Genomic DNA, 13,385 nt, shown 5'->3' on the forward strand with positions numbered 1-13,385 from the left:
GAAATTCCCACCGTTTCCTTCGGACAATCCCCATGACAAGCCATCCACACCGTGTCTTTTCCGGCATGCAACCGACCCATTCGCTGCATCTCGGCAATTATCTCGGAGCCATGGTGAACTGGGTGAAGATGCAGGAGACGCACGATTGCATCTATTGCGTCGTCGATCTCCACGCCATCACCCTGTGGCAGGATCCGAAGGAGCTGCGCTCCAACATTCGCGAATTGACCGCCGCCTATATCGCCGGCGGCGTCGATCCCGAGCGCTCGATCATCTTCAATCAATCGGCCGTGGCGGCTCACGCCGAGCTTGCCTGGGTGTTCAACTGCGTTGCCCGCATGGGCTGGCTCAACCGCATGACGCAGTTCAAGGAGAAGGCGGGCAAGGACCGCGAGAACGTCTCCACGGGCCTCTTCGTCTATCCCAACCTGATGGCCGCCGACATTCTCGTCTACCGGGCCACGCATGTGCCGGTCGGCGAGGATCAGAAGCAGCATCTGGAACTCGCCCGCAACATTGCGCAGAAGTTCAACAACGACTTCGCCGAATCGATCGCCGCTCACGGCTTCGCAGAGGAGTTTTTCCCGCTGCCGGAGCCGTTCATCACGGGACCCGCGACGCGCGTCATGAGCCTGCGCGATGGCACCAAGAAGATGTCGAAGTCGGACCCGTCCGATTATTCGCGCATCAACATGACCGACGACGCCGATGCGATCTCCCAGAAGGTGCGCAAGGCGCGCACCGATCCGGAGCCGCTTCCCGCTGAGATCGAGGGTCTCAAGGATCGCGCCGGCGCCGAAAATCTCGTCGGGATCTATGCCGCGCTCGCCGGCACCAGCAAGGAGGCCGTGCTCGCCGAATATGGCGGACAGGGCTTTGCCGCCTTCAAGCCGGCGCTCGCCGATCTTGCGGTTGCTCGCCTCGCGCCGATCGCCGACGAGATGCGGCGCCTGCTCGCCGATCCGGCCGAGATCGACGCGCTGCTCGCCCGTGGCGCCGACCGGGCGCGGGCCATCGCCGATCCGATCATGGATGAGGTGAAGGACGTGGTCGGTCTCTTGCGGCCGCAAGCCAAGAGCGGGTCTGCCGCATGACGGCGACGCCACGCTTGCTGACAGCTCCCGCCAATGGCAGCATGAGTGCATGATGCGGCCGAGACGCGCCCGGGCAGAGGGCCACAAGCGAAAATTCCTGGTGGTGATCGACGACACGCCGGAATGCGTGCGCGCGATGCGCTATGCCGCAAAGCGTGCGGAGCGCACCAACGGCGCCGTCACCATGCTCTTCGTCATCGAGCCTGGTGATTTCCAGCATTGGCTGGGCGTCGAAGAAGTGATGCGCGCTGAAGCCATGGAAGAGGCGGAGAATATTCTTGGGCGCTTCGCCTCGCGCATGGCCGACATGTCGCGGATCGAGCCCGAGCTCGTCATCCGCGAAGGCAAGCGCGCCGACGAGATCCGCAAGCTCATCGAAGAAGACGAGGATATCGCCATTCTCGTGCTTGCCGCCTCCGGCGGCTCGGAAGGGCCTGGCCCGCTCGTCTCCTCGATTGCGCAAAAAGGCGGTGCCGCATTCCCGATTCCGGTCACGATCGTTCCGGAAAACCTCTCAGACGAGGTGATGGACGAGATCGTTTGACGGTCTTGTTCTTGCTTTGATCTTCAACCTTCCCTCCGGGAAGGACAAAACAAAAACATCCGCCAACATCCTGAGATATCGGACGTTCTTCATCGGGAATCAGACGATTTCCACAGCTTTACCACAAGCTGTGGAAGATCTTGTTGGGTTCAACGCCGCAGCTGACCGCCGGTTGCCTTCTCCACGGCCTGAACGACTCGGCTGGAGACTGCCTCGATCTCTGCTTCCGTCAATGTGCGGTCTTCGGGCGTCAGTGTCACTTCGATGGCGATCGACTTGTAGCCTTCGCCGATTGCCGCGCCTCTGAAGACGTCGAAGACGTTGACCTGGCTAATCAGGCTCTTTTCTGCGCCCTTGGCCGCACGCACGAGCTTTTCTGCGGGAACATTATCTTCGATGACGAAGGCGAAGTCGCGCCGGACAGCCTGGTAGCCGGAAATCTTCAATGCCGCGCGTGCGGCACGCTGCGATTTCGGCACCGGAATGGCGTCGATGTCGATCTCAAAGCCGACGAGCGGTCCCGAGACATCGAAAGCCTCCAGGATATGGGGATGAAGTTCACCGAAGGTCGCGAGTTTGTTCTTCGGGCCGAGAGTGACCGTGCCGACACGCCCCGGATGATACCAGTCGGGCCCTTCGGCCTGCACCTGCACCTTGTCGACCGGTGCGCCGAGAAGTTCGAGAGCTGCGAGCACGTCCGCCTTGGCGTCGAAGAGATCGACGCCCCGCGGCGCCTGAAGCGCGCTGCGCGGTCCGGTGACGCCGAGGCGGATGCCCGTGGCGTGGAGGCGTTCATCCTCCGGGCGGTCGCCTGGATAGACCTGTCCCACTTCGCAAAGCGCTTGCGTTTCCGTGCCACGATCGGCGTTCCTAGAAGCGGCAGCGATCAGTCCGGCAAGCAGCGACGGCCGCATATCGGACAGCTCCGTCGAAATCGGATTATCGAGGGCGAGGAGGTCTTCGCCGCCGCCGAAGAGACGCGCCTGATCGGACGGCAGGAAGGACCAGGTCACGGCCTCGTTGAAGCCGCGCGAGGCAAGCGCGCGGGCCGCCTTGAACCGGCGCCGCTGCTGCACGGAAAGCTTCGGCTTCGTGACAGCCTCAGTGCGCGGCAGCATAACGTGAGCGATCTTCTCGAGCCCATGGATGCGCACGATCTCTTCCACGAGATCCGCCTCGCCATTGACGTCCGGACGCCATGAGGGGATCGCTGCGACGATCTCTTCGTCGGTCCCGGCAACGGCGAAGCCGAGGCTTTCCAGAATATCGACCTGGGTCCGTGGTGCGATCTCGACGCCCGCGAGCGTCGTCACGCGGTTCATGCGCAGGCGCGCATTGGCGTTTCGAAGCGGCGCTTCGCCGGCGATGACGATCTCGGAGGCTTCGCCCCCGCACATGTCGAGGATGAGCCGGGTGGCGATCTCCGCACCTGGCTCGGTGAAAGCCGGGTCGATGCCACGCTCGAAGCGGTAACGGGCATCGGAAAGAAGGTTGAGCTTGCGTCCGGTGGAGGCGGTGCGGATCGGATCGAAATAGGCCGATTCCAGAAACACGTCCGTCGTCGTCTCGCTGACGCCGGACACCTCGCCGCCCATGACGCCGGCAAGTCCTTCAGGTCCTGCGTCGTCGGCAATCACCGTCATCGTGTCGTCGAGCGTATAGGTGCGCCCGTCGAGTGCCTCGATGGTCTCGCCGGGTTTTGCCAGGCGCGCATGGATCGTGCCTTTGACCTTCGCGGCATCGAAGACGTGCAGCGGCCGGCCATAGGCGATGGTCATGTAATTGGTGACGTCGACAAGCGCCGAGATCGGCCGAAGCCCGATCGCCCGCAGCCGCTTTTGCATCCAGGCGGGAGAGGGACCGTTCTTGACGCCGCGGATATAGCGGCCGACGAAATGCGGGCAGGGGCTCGTATCGCCGTCCTCAAAACGGAGTTCGACGCCGATCGGGCTCTTGAAGGCTCCCTCGACCGGTGCGGCATCGAGCGGCTTCAGCGTGCCCATCCCGGCCGCGGCAAGATCGCGGGCGATGCCGTAGACGCCGAGAGCATCGGGCCGGTTCGGTGTGACGCCGATATCGATGACGGGGTCGTCCAGCCCCGCCCAGGTCGCATAGGGCGTGCCCACCGGTGCGTCGTCGGGAAGGTCGATGATGCCCTCATGATCGTCGGAGAGCATCAATTCGCGTTCCGAGACCAGCATGCCGTTTGAGGCCTGGCCGCGCAGATTGCCGGCCTTGAGCTCGATGCCCGTGCCTGGAACGTAAGAGCCTACGGGCGCGAAAACGCCGATCATTCCGGTGCGGGCATTGGGTGCCCCGCAGACCACCTGAATGGCCTCGCCCGTTCCTGGATCGACCTGACAGACGCGCAGCCTGTCGGCGTTCGGATGCTGCTTGGCTTCGAGCACCTTCGCGATGACGAAGGGCTTCAGCGCATCGGCCGGATTGGTGAGGCTTTCAAGCTCGAGACCGATCATGGTGAGCTTGTCGGCGATCTCCTCTGCCGAAGCGTCGGTGTCGAGGAAGGATTTGAGCCAGGAGAGAGTGAATTTCATGTTCGTCTTCGTCGCGATCGTTGCCGATCCCTAGACGCCTCTGCCGCACCAGGCAAGGTCGGCAGGCAGGCGAGGTGTCGCGACAGCAACGAAGCGCGACCGAGAAACGCTTGTCGGCAGGGTTCGGGAAGGCGCGATCCGTGCCGGGGAGAGCCTCTCTGTCATCATGAAAACCGGCGTCGCATGGAGGCGGCGCCGGTTTTTCTCGTGCCGCGAGAGGAGCGCCCGTCCCGCAGTGCGCGCATGCGTGTGGGTTTCGGCTCACCGCAGCAGCCCCCGGATCGCGAGGGCGGCCGAACTCCGCCGCCCTGGGCTGCTGGGCTCAGGCGGCCTGCGCCGTCTCCAGAAACTTTGAGATGTCGCCCTGCAGCCGGCCGAGCTCCCTGTCGAGGGTGTCCTTCGCCATCTTGACCCGATGGGCGACATTGGCGGCGTTCGTCGTGGAGGAATTGAGGATCTCCATGCTCTCCACCACCGAGCGCGCATTGTCCGCGGTCTGATTCACGTTGTTGGCGATATCAGCGGTGGCCGCGTTCTGCTCTTCGACTGCGGCCGAGATCGCCGTGGCCGTCTCGCTCACTTCCTCGATGATGCGGCTGATGTCGCCGATGGAATCTTCCGTCTCCTGCGTCGCGGACTGGATGGCAGTGACGAGCCCGACGATCTCCGTGGTCGCCTTGGCGGTCTGCCCGGCGAGCGCTTTCACCTCCTGGGCGACGACAGCAAAGCCTTTGCCGGCCTCGCCGGCACGGGCGGCTTCGATTGTGGCGTTCAGCGCCAGGAGATTGGTTTGCGACGCGATCTGGTTGATGAGATCGACGACGGCGCCGATCTGGCGCGCATGCCCGGCGAGCCCAGAGACCGATTGTCTCGTCGTCTTGGTGCCGACAACCGCACTTGAGACGATTTTCGCCGAGCGTCCGGCATGTTCGGCGATTTCGCGGACGGAGGCGGCGAGCTGTTCGGCGGCCGCCGCGCCTGCCTGCATGTTCGAGGCCGTCTGTTCGGCCGCGGCCACCACCTGTGTCGCAAGCGCGCTCGCCGATCCGGTCGTACCGTCAAGGGTTTCCGCACTTGTCGACAGGTCGAGATTGGCCTGGCGCGACACCGAGAGGCTTTCTTCCACGGCTACCGAGAAGGCCGTGATCGCCTCGGCGAGCGCAGCCCCGCGGCGCTGGCGCTCCTCGATGAGGACCTCTTCATAGACGGAGATGGCGATGTCCATGTCGAGCATCACCGCCTTGTTCATCGTGGTCAGCCAGTGGTTGCGGGTGCGGCGACCGACCCGGCCCAGCGACGTGATATGGCGGACGAGTTCGTTGAGAACGAAGGCGTAACCGCCGATATACCAGCGTGGCTCGAGCCCGATTTTATGATGAATGAGGCCGATGCGCCGAATGGAGGCGAAATAGGCATCGTCGAAGGCACCCGAAAAGAGGTGCCCCCAATGCCCGGCCTGGAGACCGACGAGCCGGTCCTGCTTGTTGCCCATCATCTCCTTGAGATGCGGGACCTTGCCGACATGGTCGTAGAACCGGTGAATGATTCCCGGCAGGGCCGGTTCGATCAGCGGCCACATCGCGTGCAGCTGATCGCGCTCCTCTTGTCCGATGTTGAGAAAGGAGAGCCGCTCACGCAGCGCGGATTCTGTTTCCATAATGTGATTTCCCATCGCTCTCCGCCGGGGGAAGGGCGGACTGCGCGGGAAAAATGCACATCGGCAGGTTGTGCGAAGCTTGCGACGCGACCAGAGGAGGAGTTTTATTGGATCACTTCGAATAGACAGCGTCGACACGAACCGCCGCACCGGTGCGAACGGTCCAATTGCCCACAGTGACGGCGTCCTCGGTCGCCGATGAGGGAGCCGGCGCAGTCTGGCAGGCTGTAAGGCTGAGGATCAGGCAGAAGAGGGGGAGAAGCCGCACCCCCTGGTGCTTCAACTCAAGCCCTCGGCAACGCTAGGCATGTCGAGCGCGGCAAAGCCATAATGCCGGAGCCATCTGAGATCCGCCTCGAAGAAGGCGCGCAGATCCGGAATGCCGTATTTCAGCATGGCGAGCCGGTCGAGCCCCACGCCAAAGGCGAAGCCCTGATATTTTTCCGGATCGAGACCGCCGGCACGGATGACGTTCGGGTGGACCATGCCGGAACCCAGAATCTCCAGCCAATCGTCGCCCTCGCCGATTTTCAGCTCCCCGCCTTCCCAATGGCAGCCGATATCGACCTCCATGGAGGGCTCGGTGAACGGAAAGTGCGACGGGCGGAAGCGCATCTTCACGTCGTCCACCTCGAAGAACGCCTTGCAAAAGGCCTCCAGCGTGCCCTTGAGGTGACCCATATGGGTCGTCTCGTCGATGACGAGACCCTCGATCTGATGGAACATCGGCGTGTGCGTGCGATCGGAATCGGAGCGAAAAGTGCGCCCCGGCGCAATGATGCGGATCGGCGGCGTCTCGTTTTCCATCGTGCGGATCTGCACGGGCGAGGTGTGCGTGCGCAGCACCATGCGCGATCCGTCTTCCTTCGGCTTCAGATAGAAGGTGTCCATCTCCTGCCGGGCCGGATGCTCCGGCGGAATGTTGAGCGCGCCAAAATTGTACCAGTCGCTCTCAATGTGCGGCCCCTCGGCGACCGAGAAACCCATATCGGCGAAGATGGCGATCACTTCCTGCCAGACCTGTGTGGTCGGGTGGATGGTGCCGCGCTGTTCGGGACGTGCCGGCAGCGTGACGTCGATCGTCTCGCTCTTCAGCCGTTCTGTCAGCGCCTTCTCTTTCAGAACGCTGCGCCGCGCCTCGATCTTCTCGGTGATGCGCGCCTTGAGGCCGTTGAGGGCGGGGCCTGCAACCTGGCGCTCCTCCGGCGTCATCTTGCCGAGCCCTTTGAGGCGTTCCGAGACGACACCTTTCTTGCCGAGCGAGGCGATGCGCGCGTCTTCCAGCGCCGCCTCGTTCTCTGCTGTGTCGATGCGCTCGAGGATATCGCGCTCCAGCGCGACGAGATCGTTGTCTTCGGTCATGGTGGGAACCGCTCTAGCGTCATCGCGCGCCGGAGAAAAGACCTCTCGCTTTTCTGACGCAAGCGTGGGCCGTTCGGAAACCGCCGCAACGAAAAAGGGCGGCCCGTGGCCGCCCTTGGATATCGAATGCTTGAACCGGCGTCAGCGGACGGCGGCCTCGAACTCGTTCGGCGTATGGTCCTTGAGATAAGCGAGCGCATCCTTCGCCTTGTTGGCGAGTGCCGTGAACGCTTCCGGCTCATGGATGGCGATATCGGACAGGACTTTGCGGTCGACTTCGATGCCCGCCTTGGTGAGCCCGTCGATCAGGCGACCATAGGTGAGACCGTTGAGGCGCGCAGCGGCATTGATGCGCTGGATCCACAAAGCGCGGAAATTGCGCTTCTTCGCGCGCCGATCGCGATAGGCGTACTGGTTGGCCTTTTCCACCGCCTGCTTGGCGGCGCGGAAGGTCGACTTCCGACGGCCATAATAGCCCTTCGCCTGCTTGATGACCTTTTTGTGCCTGGCGTGAGCCGTCACGCCGCGTTTCACACGTGCCATGATCCGCTCTCCTTAACGCTGGTAGGGCATGTATTTTTTGACGATCTTCGTATCCTGGTCGCTGAGCACCATCGTGCCCCGCGCGCTGCGGATGAATTTCGTCGTGCGCTTGATCATGCCGTGGCGCTTGCCGGCCGCGCCCACTTTGATCTTGCCGGAGGCGGTAAATTTGAAGCGCTTTTTAGCGCCCGCTTTCGTTTTCATCTTGGGCATTTTGCTCTCCTTTCCATAAGGAAGAGGCCCCGCCGGATGCGGAGCCCATCCCTGATCGGCTCATGTATGAGCTTTCTGGATCGCCACGGCATGCCCAATCCGCCCGAAGGCAGATAGCCGGGCGATCCGGCAGGCGCGCTTATAGATAAGCGCAAAATTAAAGGCAAGGGCGCCGCCCCTGCCGATTGTCACGAGAGGATCACTGCGGCTCCGCCGAGCCGTCAGCCGCCGCAAGCCGATGATGCGGCGGCCCGGCAACAGACATGCCGCACGCCGCCATAACCCCGGTTCTCGCTCGAAAGAAGCTGCCCGACCGCCGCACGCAGGCAAGATGGCCTTGCGGGGGCGTAGGGCCGGGTCTTTCGGTTATGCCTCGGCTGCCGCCTGAGCCGTCTGCCGATCGGTATCGTCCTCCGACTCCGTCTCGTTCGCCTCATCGGCGTCGAGCTCGGGATCTTCGGCCTCCATCTCAGGCTCTTCGGCGTCATCCGATGCGTTGCCGTCCCGCTGCGCGGCGAGGCGTTCCTCGCGCTTGCGAGCCTTCTCGGCTTCCTTCTGCGCCTTCTGCAGAGCGGCGATCTTCCGCGGATCAGGGCCGAGGATCATGATCATCTGGCGACCTTCCATCTTGGGGGCATGTTCCACCCTGGAAAGGTCTTCCAGCTCGTCACGAACCTGGTTGAGGACTTGCAGCCCGAGTTCCTGGTGCGCCATTTCGCGCCCACGGAAGCGCATCGTCACTTTGACCTTGTCGCCGTCCTCGACGAAGCGGCGCGCATTGCGCATTTTCACTTCGTAATCGTGCGTGTCGATGTTCGGCCGCATCTTCACTTCTTTGACGTCGACGGTCTTCTGCTTCTTGCGCGCCTCAGAGGCTTTCTTCTGCGAGATGTATTTGAACTTGCCGTAGTCCAGAATCTTGCAGACGGGCGGTCGCTGATTGGGCGAGATCTCGACGAGATCAAGCCCCGCTTCCGCGGCGATGGCCTTGGCCTCGTCCGTGGAAATGACGCCGTGATTAGTGCCTTCATGATCGATCAACTGGATCTCGGGAAGCCGGATCTCGTCGTTGACGCGGGGCCCCTCCTTCACCGGAGGTGGCGCACGATGGGGTCTGCGAATGGTCAGCTCTCCTTAGATAATTGCTGTCTTGCAGGCTTGGAGCGGGCTCGCAAGCCGCGCTGGGCAGGCACAATAGCATTTCGAGACGTAAATCGGAACGCAGGGCCGAGAAAAACCTCATCGAAACAAGGTCGCAGGGCCAACCCGCCGGAATCTGTCCTAGGTTTTTGCGCCTCTCGACAGAACTTCTTCGTAAAGCGCCAGCGTCTCCCGGGTCATCGCATCGAGGGAAAAACGCGACGCGTGGGATCTGGCGCGTCGTGCCAGATCGTCGATCTCCAGATGGGTAAGGGAAAGCGCGTGGTCAAGGGCGGCAGCAAGTGCCGTGGCATCGCCCGCCGGCACGCGCCAGCCGGTTCTCTCCGCCTCTCCCGCCTCCGGCGGCGCGAGCACCGTCTCCCGCGATGGGCCGAGATCGGTGACGATGGCGGGGACGCCCATGGCCTGAGCCTCCACCGCGAAGCGCCCGAAGGCTTCCGCCTCGACGGAGGCGACGACCGCGACCGAGGCGAGCGCAAGCGCTGCCGGCACGTCGTCGCAATGACCGGGAATGCGCACGCGTTCGCTAAGCCCCGCCTCCGAAACCTGCCGGCGCAGCCCTGCGAGATAGGCCTCTCGGCCTTGCGCGTCGCCGGCCAGAACCAGCAGAAAATCCTTGCTTTTTGCAAGCCGCGCCGCCGCCTCGATCAGGGTCGGCTGGCCCTTCCATTGCGTGATACGCGCGACGTTGAGGATGACCGGCCGGTCCGCGGGCAAGTCCCAGGTCCGGCGCAACGCCGCGATGCGCGCCTCCGGCACGGCCGCCGGGTCGAAGCGGGCAAGATCGGTGCCTCGGTAAATCGTGCGAATGCGCTCCCGCGGCGTGCCGTGGCGCTGCATGATGATGCGGGCGGTGAAATCGGAATTGGCGATGACCTCCGTCCCGCGCGCCATCACGGAATTGTAGAGGCCTTTGACGGCGCCGTTCTGATTGTAGATGCCGTGATAGGTGGTGACGAACGGCACGCCGGTCATGCGGCAGGCGAGAAGCGCCGACCAGGCGGGGGCGCGGCTGCGGGCGTGGACGAGGTCGACCTTCTCCCTGCGGATCAGCGCGGCGAGGCGGCGGGCATTGGCGGCCATCACGAAAGGGTTCTTCGAGGCGACCGGCAGCCGCACCACTTCCCCGCCCTTCGCCTGCAGCTCTTCTTCCATGCGTCCGCCTTCGCTGGCGACGAGGGCTCGCCCGCCGGTCTCGACGACGGCGGCGGCCATGTCGACCGCGGTGCGCTCTGCGCCGCCGGTTTCGAGCTGGGGGATGACCTGCAGGATGGTTTTGGGCATGAACGAAAGAGGCTGTGGACGGGTTGACGCCGGCACGGGCTCGGCGCACCTCCTGCGCCATAGTCCACAGCCGAGCTGCGAGGAGCGAGACTTAGAATGACGGAGACCGACTTGCAAAGCCTCGCCGTCGGGGAGGACGAAGAAAAGCGCCGGATCGCCGTTTTGCGGCGCAATGGCCGCAGTTCGGGCGCTCGCGCGCCCGGCGTCTTCTGGCTCGGCGGTTTCAGGTCCGACATGCGCGGCTCCAAGGCCGAGGCGCTCGACGCCTGGGCGGCGCAGCACGGCCACGCGGCCACCCGCTTCGATTATTCCGGGCACGGCGAATCGGGAGGCGCCTTTCGCGACGGCACCATCTCGCGCTGGCTCGAAGAGGCACTCGCCGTTTTCGAGGCCTTCACCGAAGGCCCGCAGATCGTCGTGGGCTCTTCCATGGGCGGTTGGATCGCCCTTCTTCTGGCGAAGGCGCTGGCCGAACGCGGCGAAACGGACCGGCTTCACGGCATGGTGCTGATCGCCCCCGCCGTGGACATGACCAAGGCCTTGATGAGTGATCATTTCGGCGAGGCGGAGCGGGCGCAGATGGCCGAGAAGGGCTTCATCGAACAGCCTTCCGGTTATGCCGACGAACCCTATATCTTGACGCGAGAGCTGATCGAGGATGGCGAAAAGCATCTGTTCGCCGCCGAGCCGATCGAGATCGGATGTCCGGTGCATATCCTGCAGGGGATGCGCGATACGGATGTCCCCTGGCGTCATGCCGAGGCGCTCCTCGACCGCCTCTGCTATGACGATGCGATCCTGACGCTGGCGCGTGATGGCGACCACCGTCTGTCGCGGCCGCAGGATCTCGCGCGGCTCGTTGCCGCGGTGGAGGCGATGGCCGCCGAACAGGCCTCCGGCAAAGGGGGATGAGGGGTCCCGAACCCTGGCCTTCAAACCCTGCCGATGTTGGACAAGACTTGGGATTCGTGCGACTGGAAGGCGATGAAGACAGAGGTCAAAATCTGCGGTTTGACGAAGCCTGAAGACATCGACGCGGCGCTTGCTGCCGGCGCCGATTGGATCGGCTTCGTCTTCTTCGCGAAGAGCCCGCGATCGCTGTCGGTTGCGCGCGCGGCAGAGCTCGCTGCGCCCGCCCGAGGCCGTGTGGGTATCGTCGCGCTGACCGTTGATGCGCAAGACGATCTCATCGAAGAGATCGCGCGCGATCTGAAGCCCGATTTCATCCAGCTGCATGGTTCGGAAACGCCGGAGCGCGCGACGGAAATCCGCTCACGTTTCGGTCTGCGCGCGCTCAAGGCGCTCGGTATCGGCGAGCGCGCGGATCTCGACAGGGCGTCCCTTTACGCCGGCCATGTCGAGCGCCTGCTCCTCGATGCGCGCCCGCCGAAAGGTGCGACGAGGCCGGGCGGCAACGGCGCCTCCTTCGATTGGCGGCTCCTGGAAGATTTTACGCCCGGAATGCCGTGGTTTTTGTCGGGCGGCCTCAATGGCGACAACATTGGCGCCGCTTTGGCGGCGACGAGAGCGTCGGCCGTCGATGTGTCCTCCGGTGTCGAGCGGGCGCCGGGCGAGAAGGATCCGGCCGAAATTGCGCGTTTCGTCGCGGCCGTGCGCGCCCATGATGCGCGCCGCGGAGACGCGAAAGATGCAAGGCCCGCGGCGAAAGCCGCCCCGGTCGCCGCGGCCTGAGCAACGTTTGACTGTGAAGGTATTGCCCTGATGGCTGAGCCAGCAATGAAGCCCAATTCCTACCGCACCGGCCCGGACGAGCGTGGTCATTTCGGCATTTTCGGCGGCCGGTTCGTCGCCGAAACCTTGATGCCGAATATCCTCGAGCTCGAAGAGGCCTATGAGAGCGCCAAGGCCGATCCGGAATTCAAGGCCGAGCTTGCGCATCTCGCCAAGCATTATTCCGGCCGGCCGAGCCCGCTTTATTATGCCGAGCGGCTGACCGAACATCTGCGCGAACAAGCGGGCGCCGGCCGGGGCGCCAAGGTCTATTTCAAGCGCGAGGAGCTCAACCATACGGGCTCGCACAAGATCAACAATTGCCTCGGCCAGATCCTGCTTGCCCGCCGCATGGGCAAGACGCGCATCATCGCCGAAACCGGTGCCGGCCAGCATGGCGTCGCCTCTGCGACGGTGGCGGCGCGCTTCGGGCTTCCCTGCACGATCTATATGGGCAAGACCGATACGGAACGGCAGAAGCCGAACGTCTTCCGCATGCGCCTTCTCGGCGCCGAGGTGAAGCCCGTCACCGCCGGCGCGGGCACCCTGAAGGACGCCATGAACGAGGCGCTCCGCGACTGGGTCACCAATGTCGAGGACACTTATTACATCATCGGCACGGCCGCGGGCCCGCACCCCTATCCCGAGCTCGTGCGGGATTTTCAGGCGGTGATCGGCAATGAGACGAAGGACCAGCTTCAGGACCTGGAAGGCCGGCTCCCGGATGCGCTCGTCGCCTGTCTCGGTGGCGGCTCGAACGCGATCGGGCTTTTCCATCCCTTCCTCGACGACCCGGCCGTTCAGATCTACGGCGTCGAAGCCGGCGGTCATGGGCTCGATGTGGAGAACGGTCATGCCGCCTCTCTGAACGGCGGCTGGCCTGGCGTTCTGCATGGCAATCGCACCTATCTTCTGCAGAACGAGGACGGCCAGATCCTCGAAGGCCACTCGATCTCCGCCGGCCTCGATTATCCGGGCATCGGGCCGGAGCACGCCTGGCTCAAGGAGACGGGGCGCGTCACCTATGTCTCGGCGACCGACCGCGAGGCGCTCGACGCCTTCCAGCTGTGCACACGCCTTGAAGGCATCATCCCCGCGCTCGAACCGGCCCATGCCCTGGCCCATGTGCTGAAGCTTGCGCCGCAGATGGACCGTGACCAGATCATCGTCATGAATATGAGCGGGCGCGGCGACAAGGACATCTTCGCTGTGGCCGAGCATCTCGATATGGAGATCTGAAG

At 63.8% G+C, this 13,385-nt stretch carries 11 protein-coding genes and 1 pseudogene; 5 read left to right on the forward strand and 7 right to left on the reverse strand.

Annotated elements, in window-relative coordinates; all coding sequences use genetic code 11:
* Positions 1–32: 32 nt before the first annotated feature.
* Positions 33–1,094 (forward strand): tryptophan--tRNA ligase, encoded by a 1,062-nt coding sequence (trpS, locus tag NYQ83_RS15940; RefSeq protein ID WP_261215806.1) that lies wholly within the window; start codon positions 33–35, stop codon positions 1,092–1,094.
* A 49-nt stretch (positions 1,095–1,143) separates the two neighbouring features.
* On the forward strand, positions 1,144–1,638 hold the full coding sequence (locus NYQ83_RS15945) for a universal stress protein (RefSeq protein ID WP_261215807.1): 495 nt from the start codon (positions 1,144–1,146) through the stop codon (positions 1,636–1,638).
* A 149-nt stretch (positions 1,639–1,787) separates the two neighbouring features.
* Here the strand turns inward: NYQ83_RS15945 and pheT are convergent, their stop codons facing one another.
* From pheT to NYQ83_RS15980, 7 genes and pseudogenes are all read right to left on the reverse strand, one after another.
* On the reverse strand, positions 1,788–4,193 hold the full coding sequence (pheT, locus tag NYQ83_RS15950) for a phenylalanine--tRNA ligase subunit beta (protein WP_261215808.1): 2,406 nt from the start codon (positions 4,191–4,193) through the stop codon (positions 1,788–1,790).
* 322 nt (positions 4,194–4,515) lie between these two features.
* Complete coding sequence (locus NYQ83_RS15955; protein ID WP_128290405.1) at positions 4,516–5,850, reverse strand: globin-coupled sensor protein; 1,335 nt, start codon at positions 5,848–5,850, stop codon at positions 4,516–4,518.
* Between the two features lie 279 nt (positions 5,851–6,129).
* Positions 6,130–7,212 (reverse strand): phenylalanine--tRNA ligase subunit alpha, encoded by a 1,083-nt coding sequence (gene pheS, locus NYQ83_RS15960; protein WP_261215810.1) that lies wholly within the window; start codon positions 7,210–7,212, stop codon positions 6,130–6,132.
* Between the two features lie 141 nt (positions 7,213–7,353).
* Positions 7,354–7,755 carry a 50S ribosomal protein L20 gene (rplT, locus tag NYQ83_RS15965; protein ID WP_234629973.1) on the reverse strand — a complete coding sequence of 134 codons (402 nt, stop codon included), beginning with the start codon at positions 7,753–7,755 and terminating at the stop codon, positions 7,354–7,356.
* Positions 7,756–7,767: 12 nt separating this feature from the next.
* Positions 7,768–7,968, reverse strand: coding sequence for a 50S ribosomal protein L35 (gene rpmI / locus NYQ83_RS15970; protein WP_128290402.1), 201 nt, complete (start codon positions 7,966–7,968; stop codon positions 7,768–7,770).
* A 591-nt stretch (positions 7,969–8,559) separates the two neighbouring features.
* Positions 8,560–9,090, reverse strand: a pseudogene (gene infC / locus NYQ83_RS15975) (translation initiation factor IF-3); the annotation flags it as partial.
* Between the two features lie 159 nt (positions 9,091–9,249).
* On the reverse strand, positions 9,250–10,413 hold the full coding sequence (locus NYQ83_RS15980; protein WP_261215813.1) for a glycosyltransferase family 4 protein: 1,164 nt from the start codon (positions 10,411–10,413) through the stop codon (positions 9,250–9,252).
* Between the two features lie 96 nt (positions 10,414–10,509).
* Here NYQ83_RS15980 and NYQ83_RS15985 point away from each other — a divergent pair, with 96 nt between their 5' ends.
* From NYQ83_RS15985 to trpB, 3 genes are all read left to right on the forward strand, one after another.
* Positions 10,510–11,325: an alpha/beta hydrolase gene (locus NYQ83_RS15985; protein WP_261215814.1), complete on the forward strand. Its 816-nt coding sequence runs from the start codon at positions 10,510–10,512 to the stop codon at positions 11,323–11,325.
* Positions 11,326–11,397: 72 nt separating this feature from the next.
* A complete protein-coding gene (locus tag NYQ83_RS15990; protein WP_261215816.1) occupies positions 11,398–12,105 on the forward strand; it encodes a phosphoribosylanthranilate isomerase in 708 nt (235 codons plus the stop codon).
* Between the two features lie 30 nt (positions 12,106–12,135).
* The gene (gene trpB / locus NYQ83_RS15995) at positions 12,136–13,383 is read left to right on the forward strand and encodes a tryptophan synthase subunit beta (protein WP_234629968.1); all 1,248 of its coding nucleotides are present in this window, start codon (positions 12,136–12,138) and stop codon (positions 13,381–13,383) included.
* The last annotated feature ends 2 nt before the right edge of the window (positions 13,384–13,385 follow it).

It is taken from the genome of Afifella sp. JA880 (assembly GCF_025379905.1).
Taxonomy (GTDB): domain Bacteria; phylum Pseudomonadota; class Alphaproteobacteria; order Rhizobiales; family Afifellaceae; genus Afifella; species Afifella aestuarii.

Coding starts and splice junctions, on each gene's coding strand:
- trpS (WP_261215806.1), top strand. CDS start 33: ATGACAAGCCATCCACACCGTGTCTTTTCCGGCATGCAACCGACCCAT.
- NYQ83_RS15945 (WP_261215807.1), top strand. CDS start 1,144: ATGATGCGGCCGAGACGCGCCCGGGCAGAGGGCCACAAGCGAAAATTC.
- pheT (WP_261215808.1), bottom strand. CDS start 4,193: ATGAAATTCACTCTCTCCTGGCTCAAATCCTTCCTCGACACCGACGCT.
- NYQ83_RS15955 (WP_128290405.1), bottom strand. CDS start 5,850: ATGGAAACAGAATCCGCGCTGCGTGAGCGGCTCTCCTTTCTCAACATC.
- pheS (WP_261215810.1), bottom strand. CDS start 7,212: ATGACCGAAGACAACGATCTCGTCGCGCTGGAGCGCGATATCCTCGAG.
- rplT (WP_234629973.1), bottom strand. CDS start 7,755: ATGGCACGTGTGAAACGCGGCGTGACGGCTCACGCCAGGCACAAAAAG.
- rpmI (WP_128290402.1), bottom strand. CDS start 7,968: ATGCCCAAGATGAAAACGAAAGCGGGCGCTAAAAAGCGCTTCAAATTT.
- NYQ83_RS15980 (WP_261215813.1), bottom strand. CDS start 10,413: ATGCCCAAAACCATCCTGCAGGTCATCCCCCAGCTCGAAACCGGCGGC.
- NYQ83_RS15985 (WP_261215814.1), top strand. CDS start 10,510: ATGACGGAGACCGACTTGCAAAGCCTCGCCGTCGGGGAGGACGAAGAA.
- NYQ83_RS15990 (WP_261215816.1), top strand. CDS start 11,398: ATGAAGACAGAGGTCAAAATCTGCGGTTTGACGAAGCCTGAAGACATC.
- trpB (WP_234629968.1), top strand. CDS start 12,136: ATGGCTGAGCCAGCAATGAAGCCCAATTCCTACCGCACCGGCCCGGAC.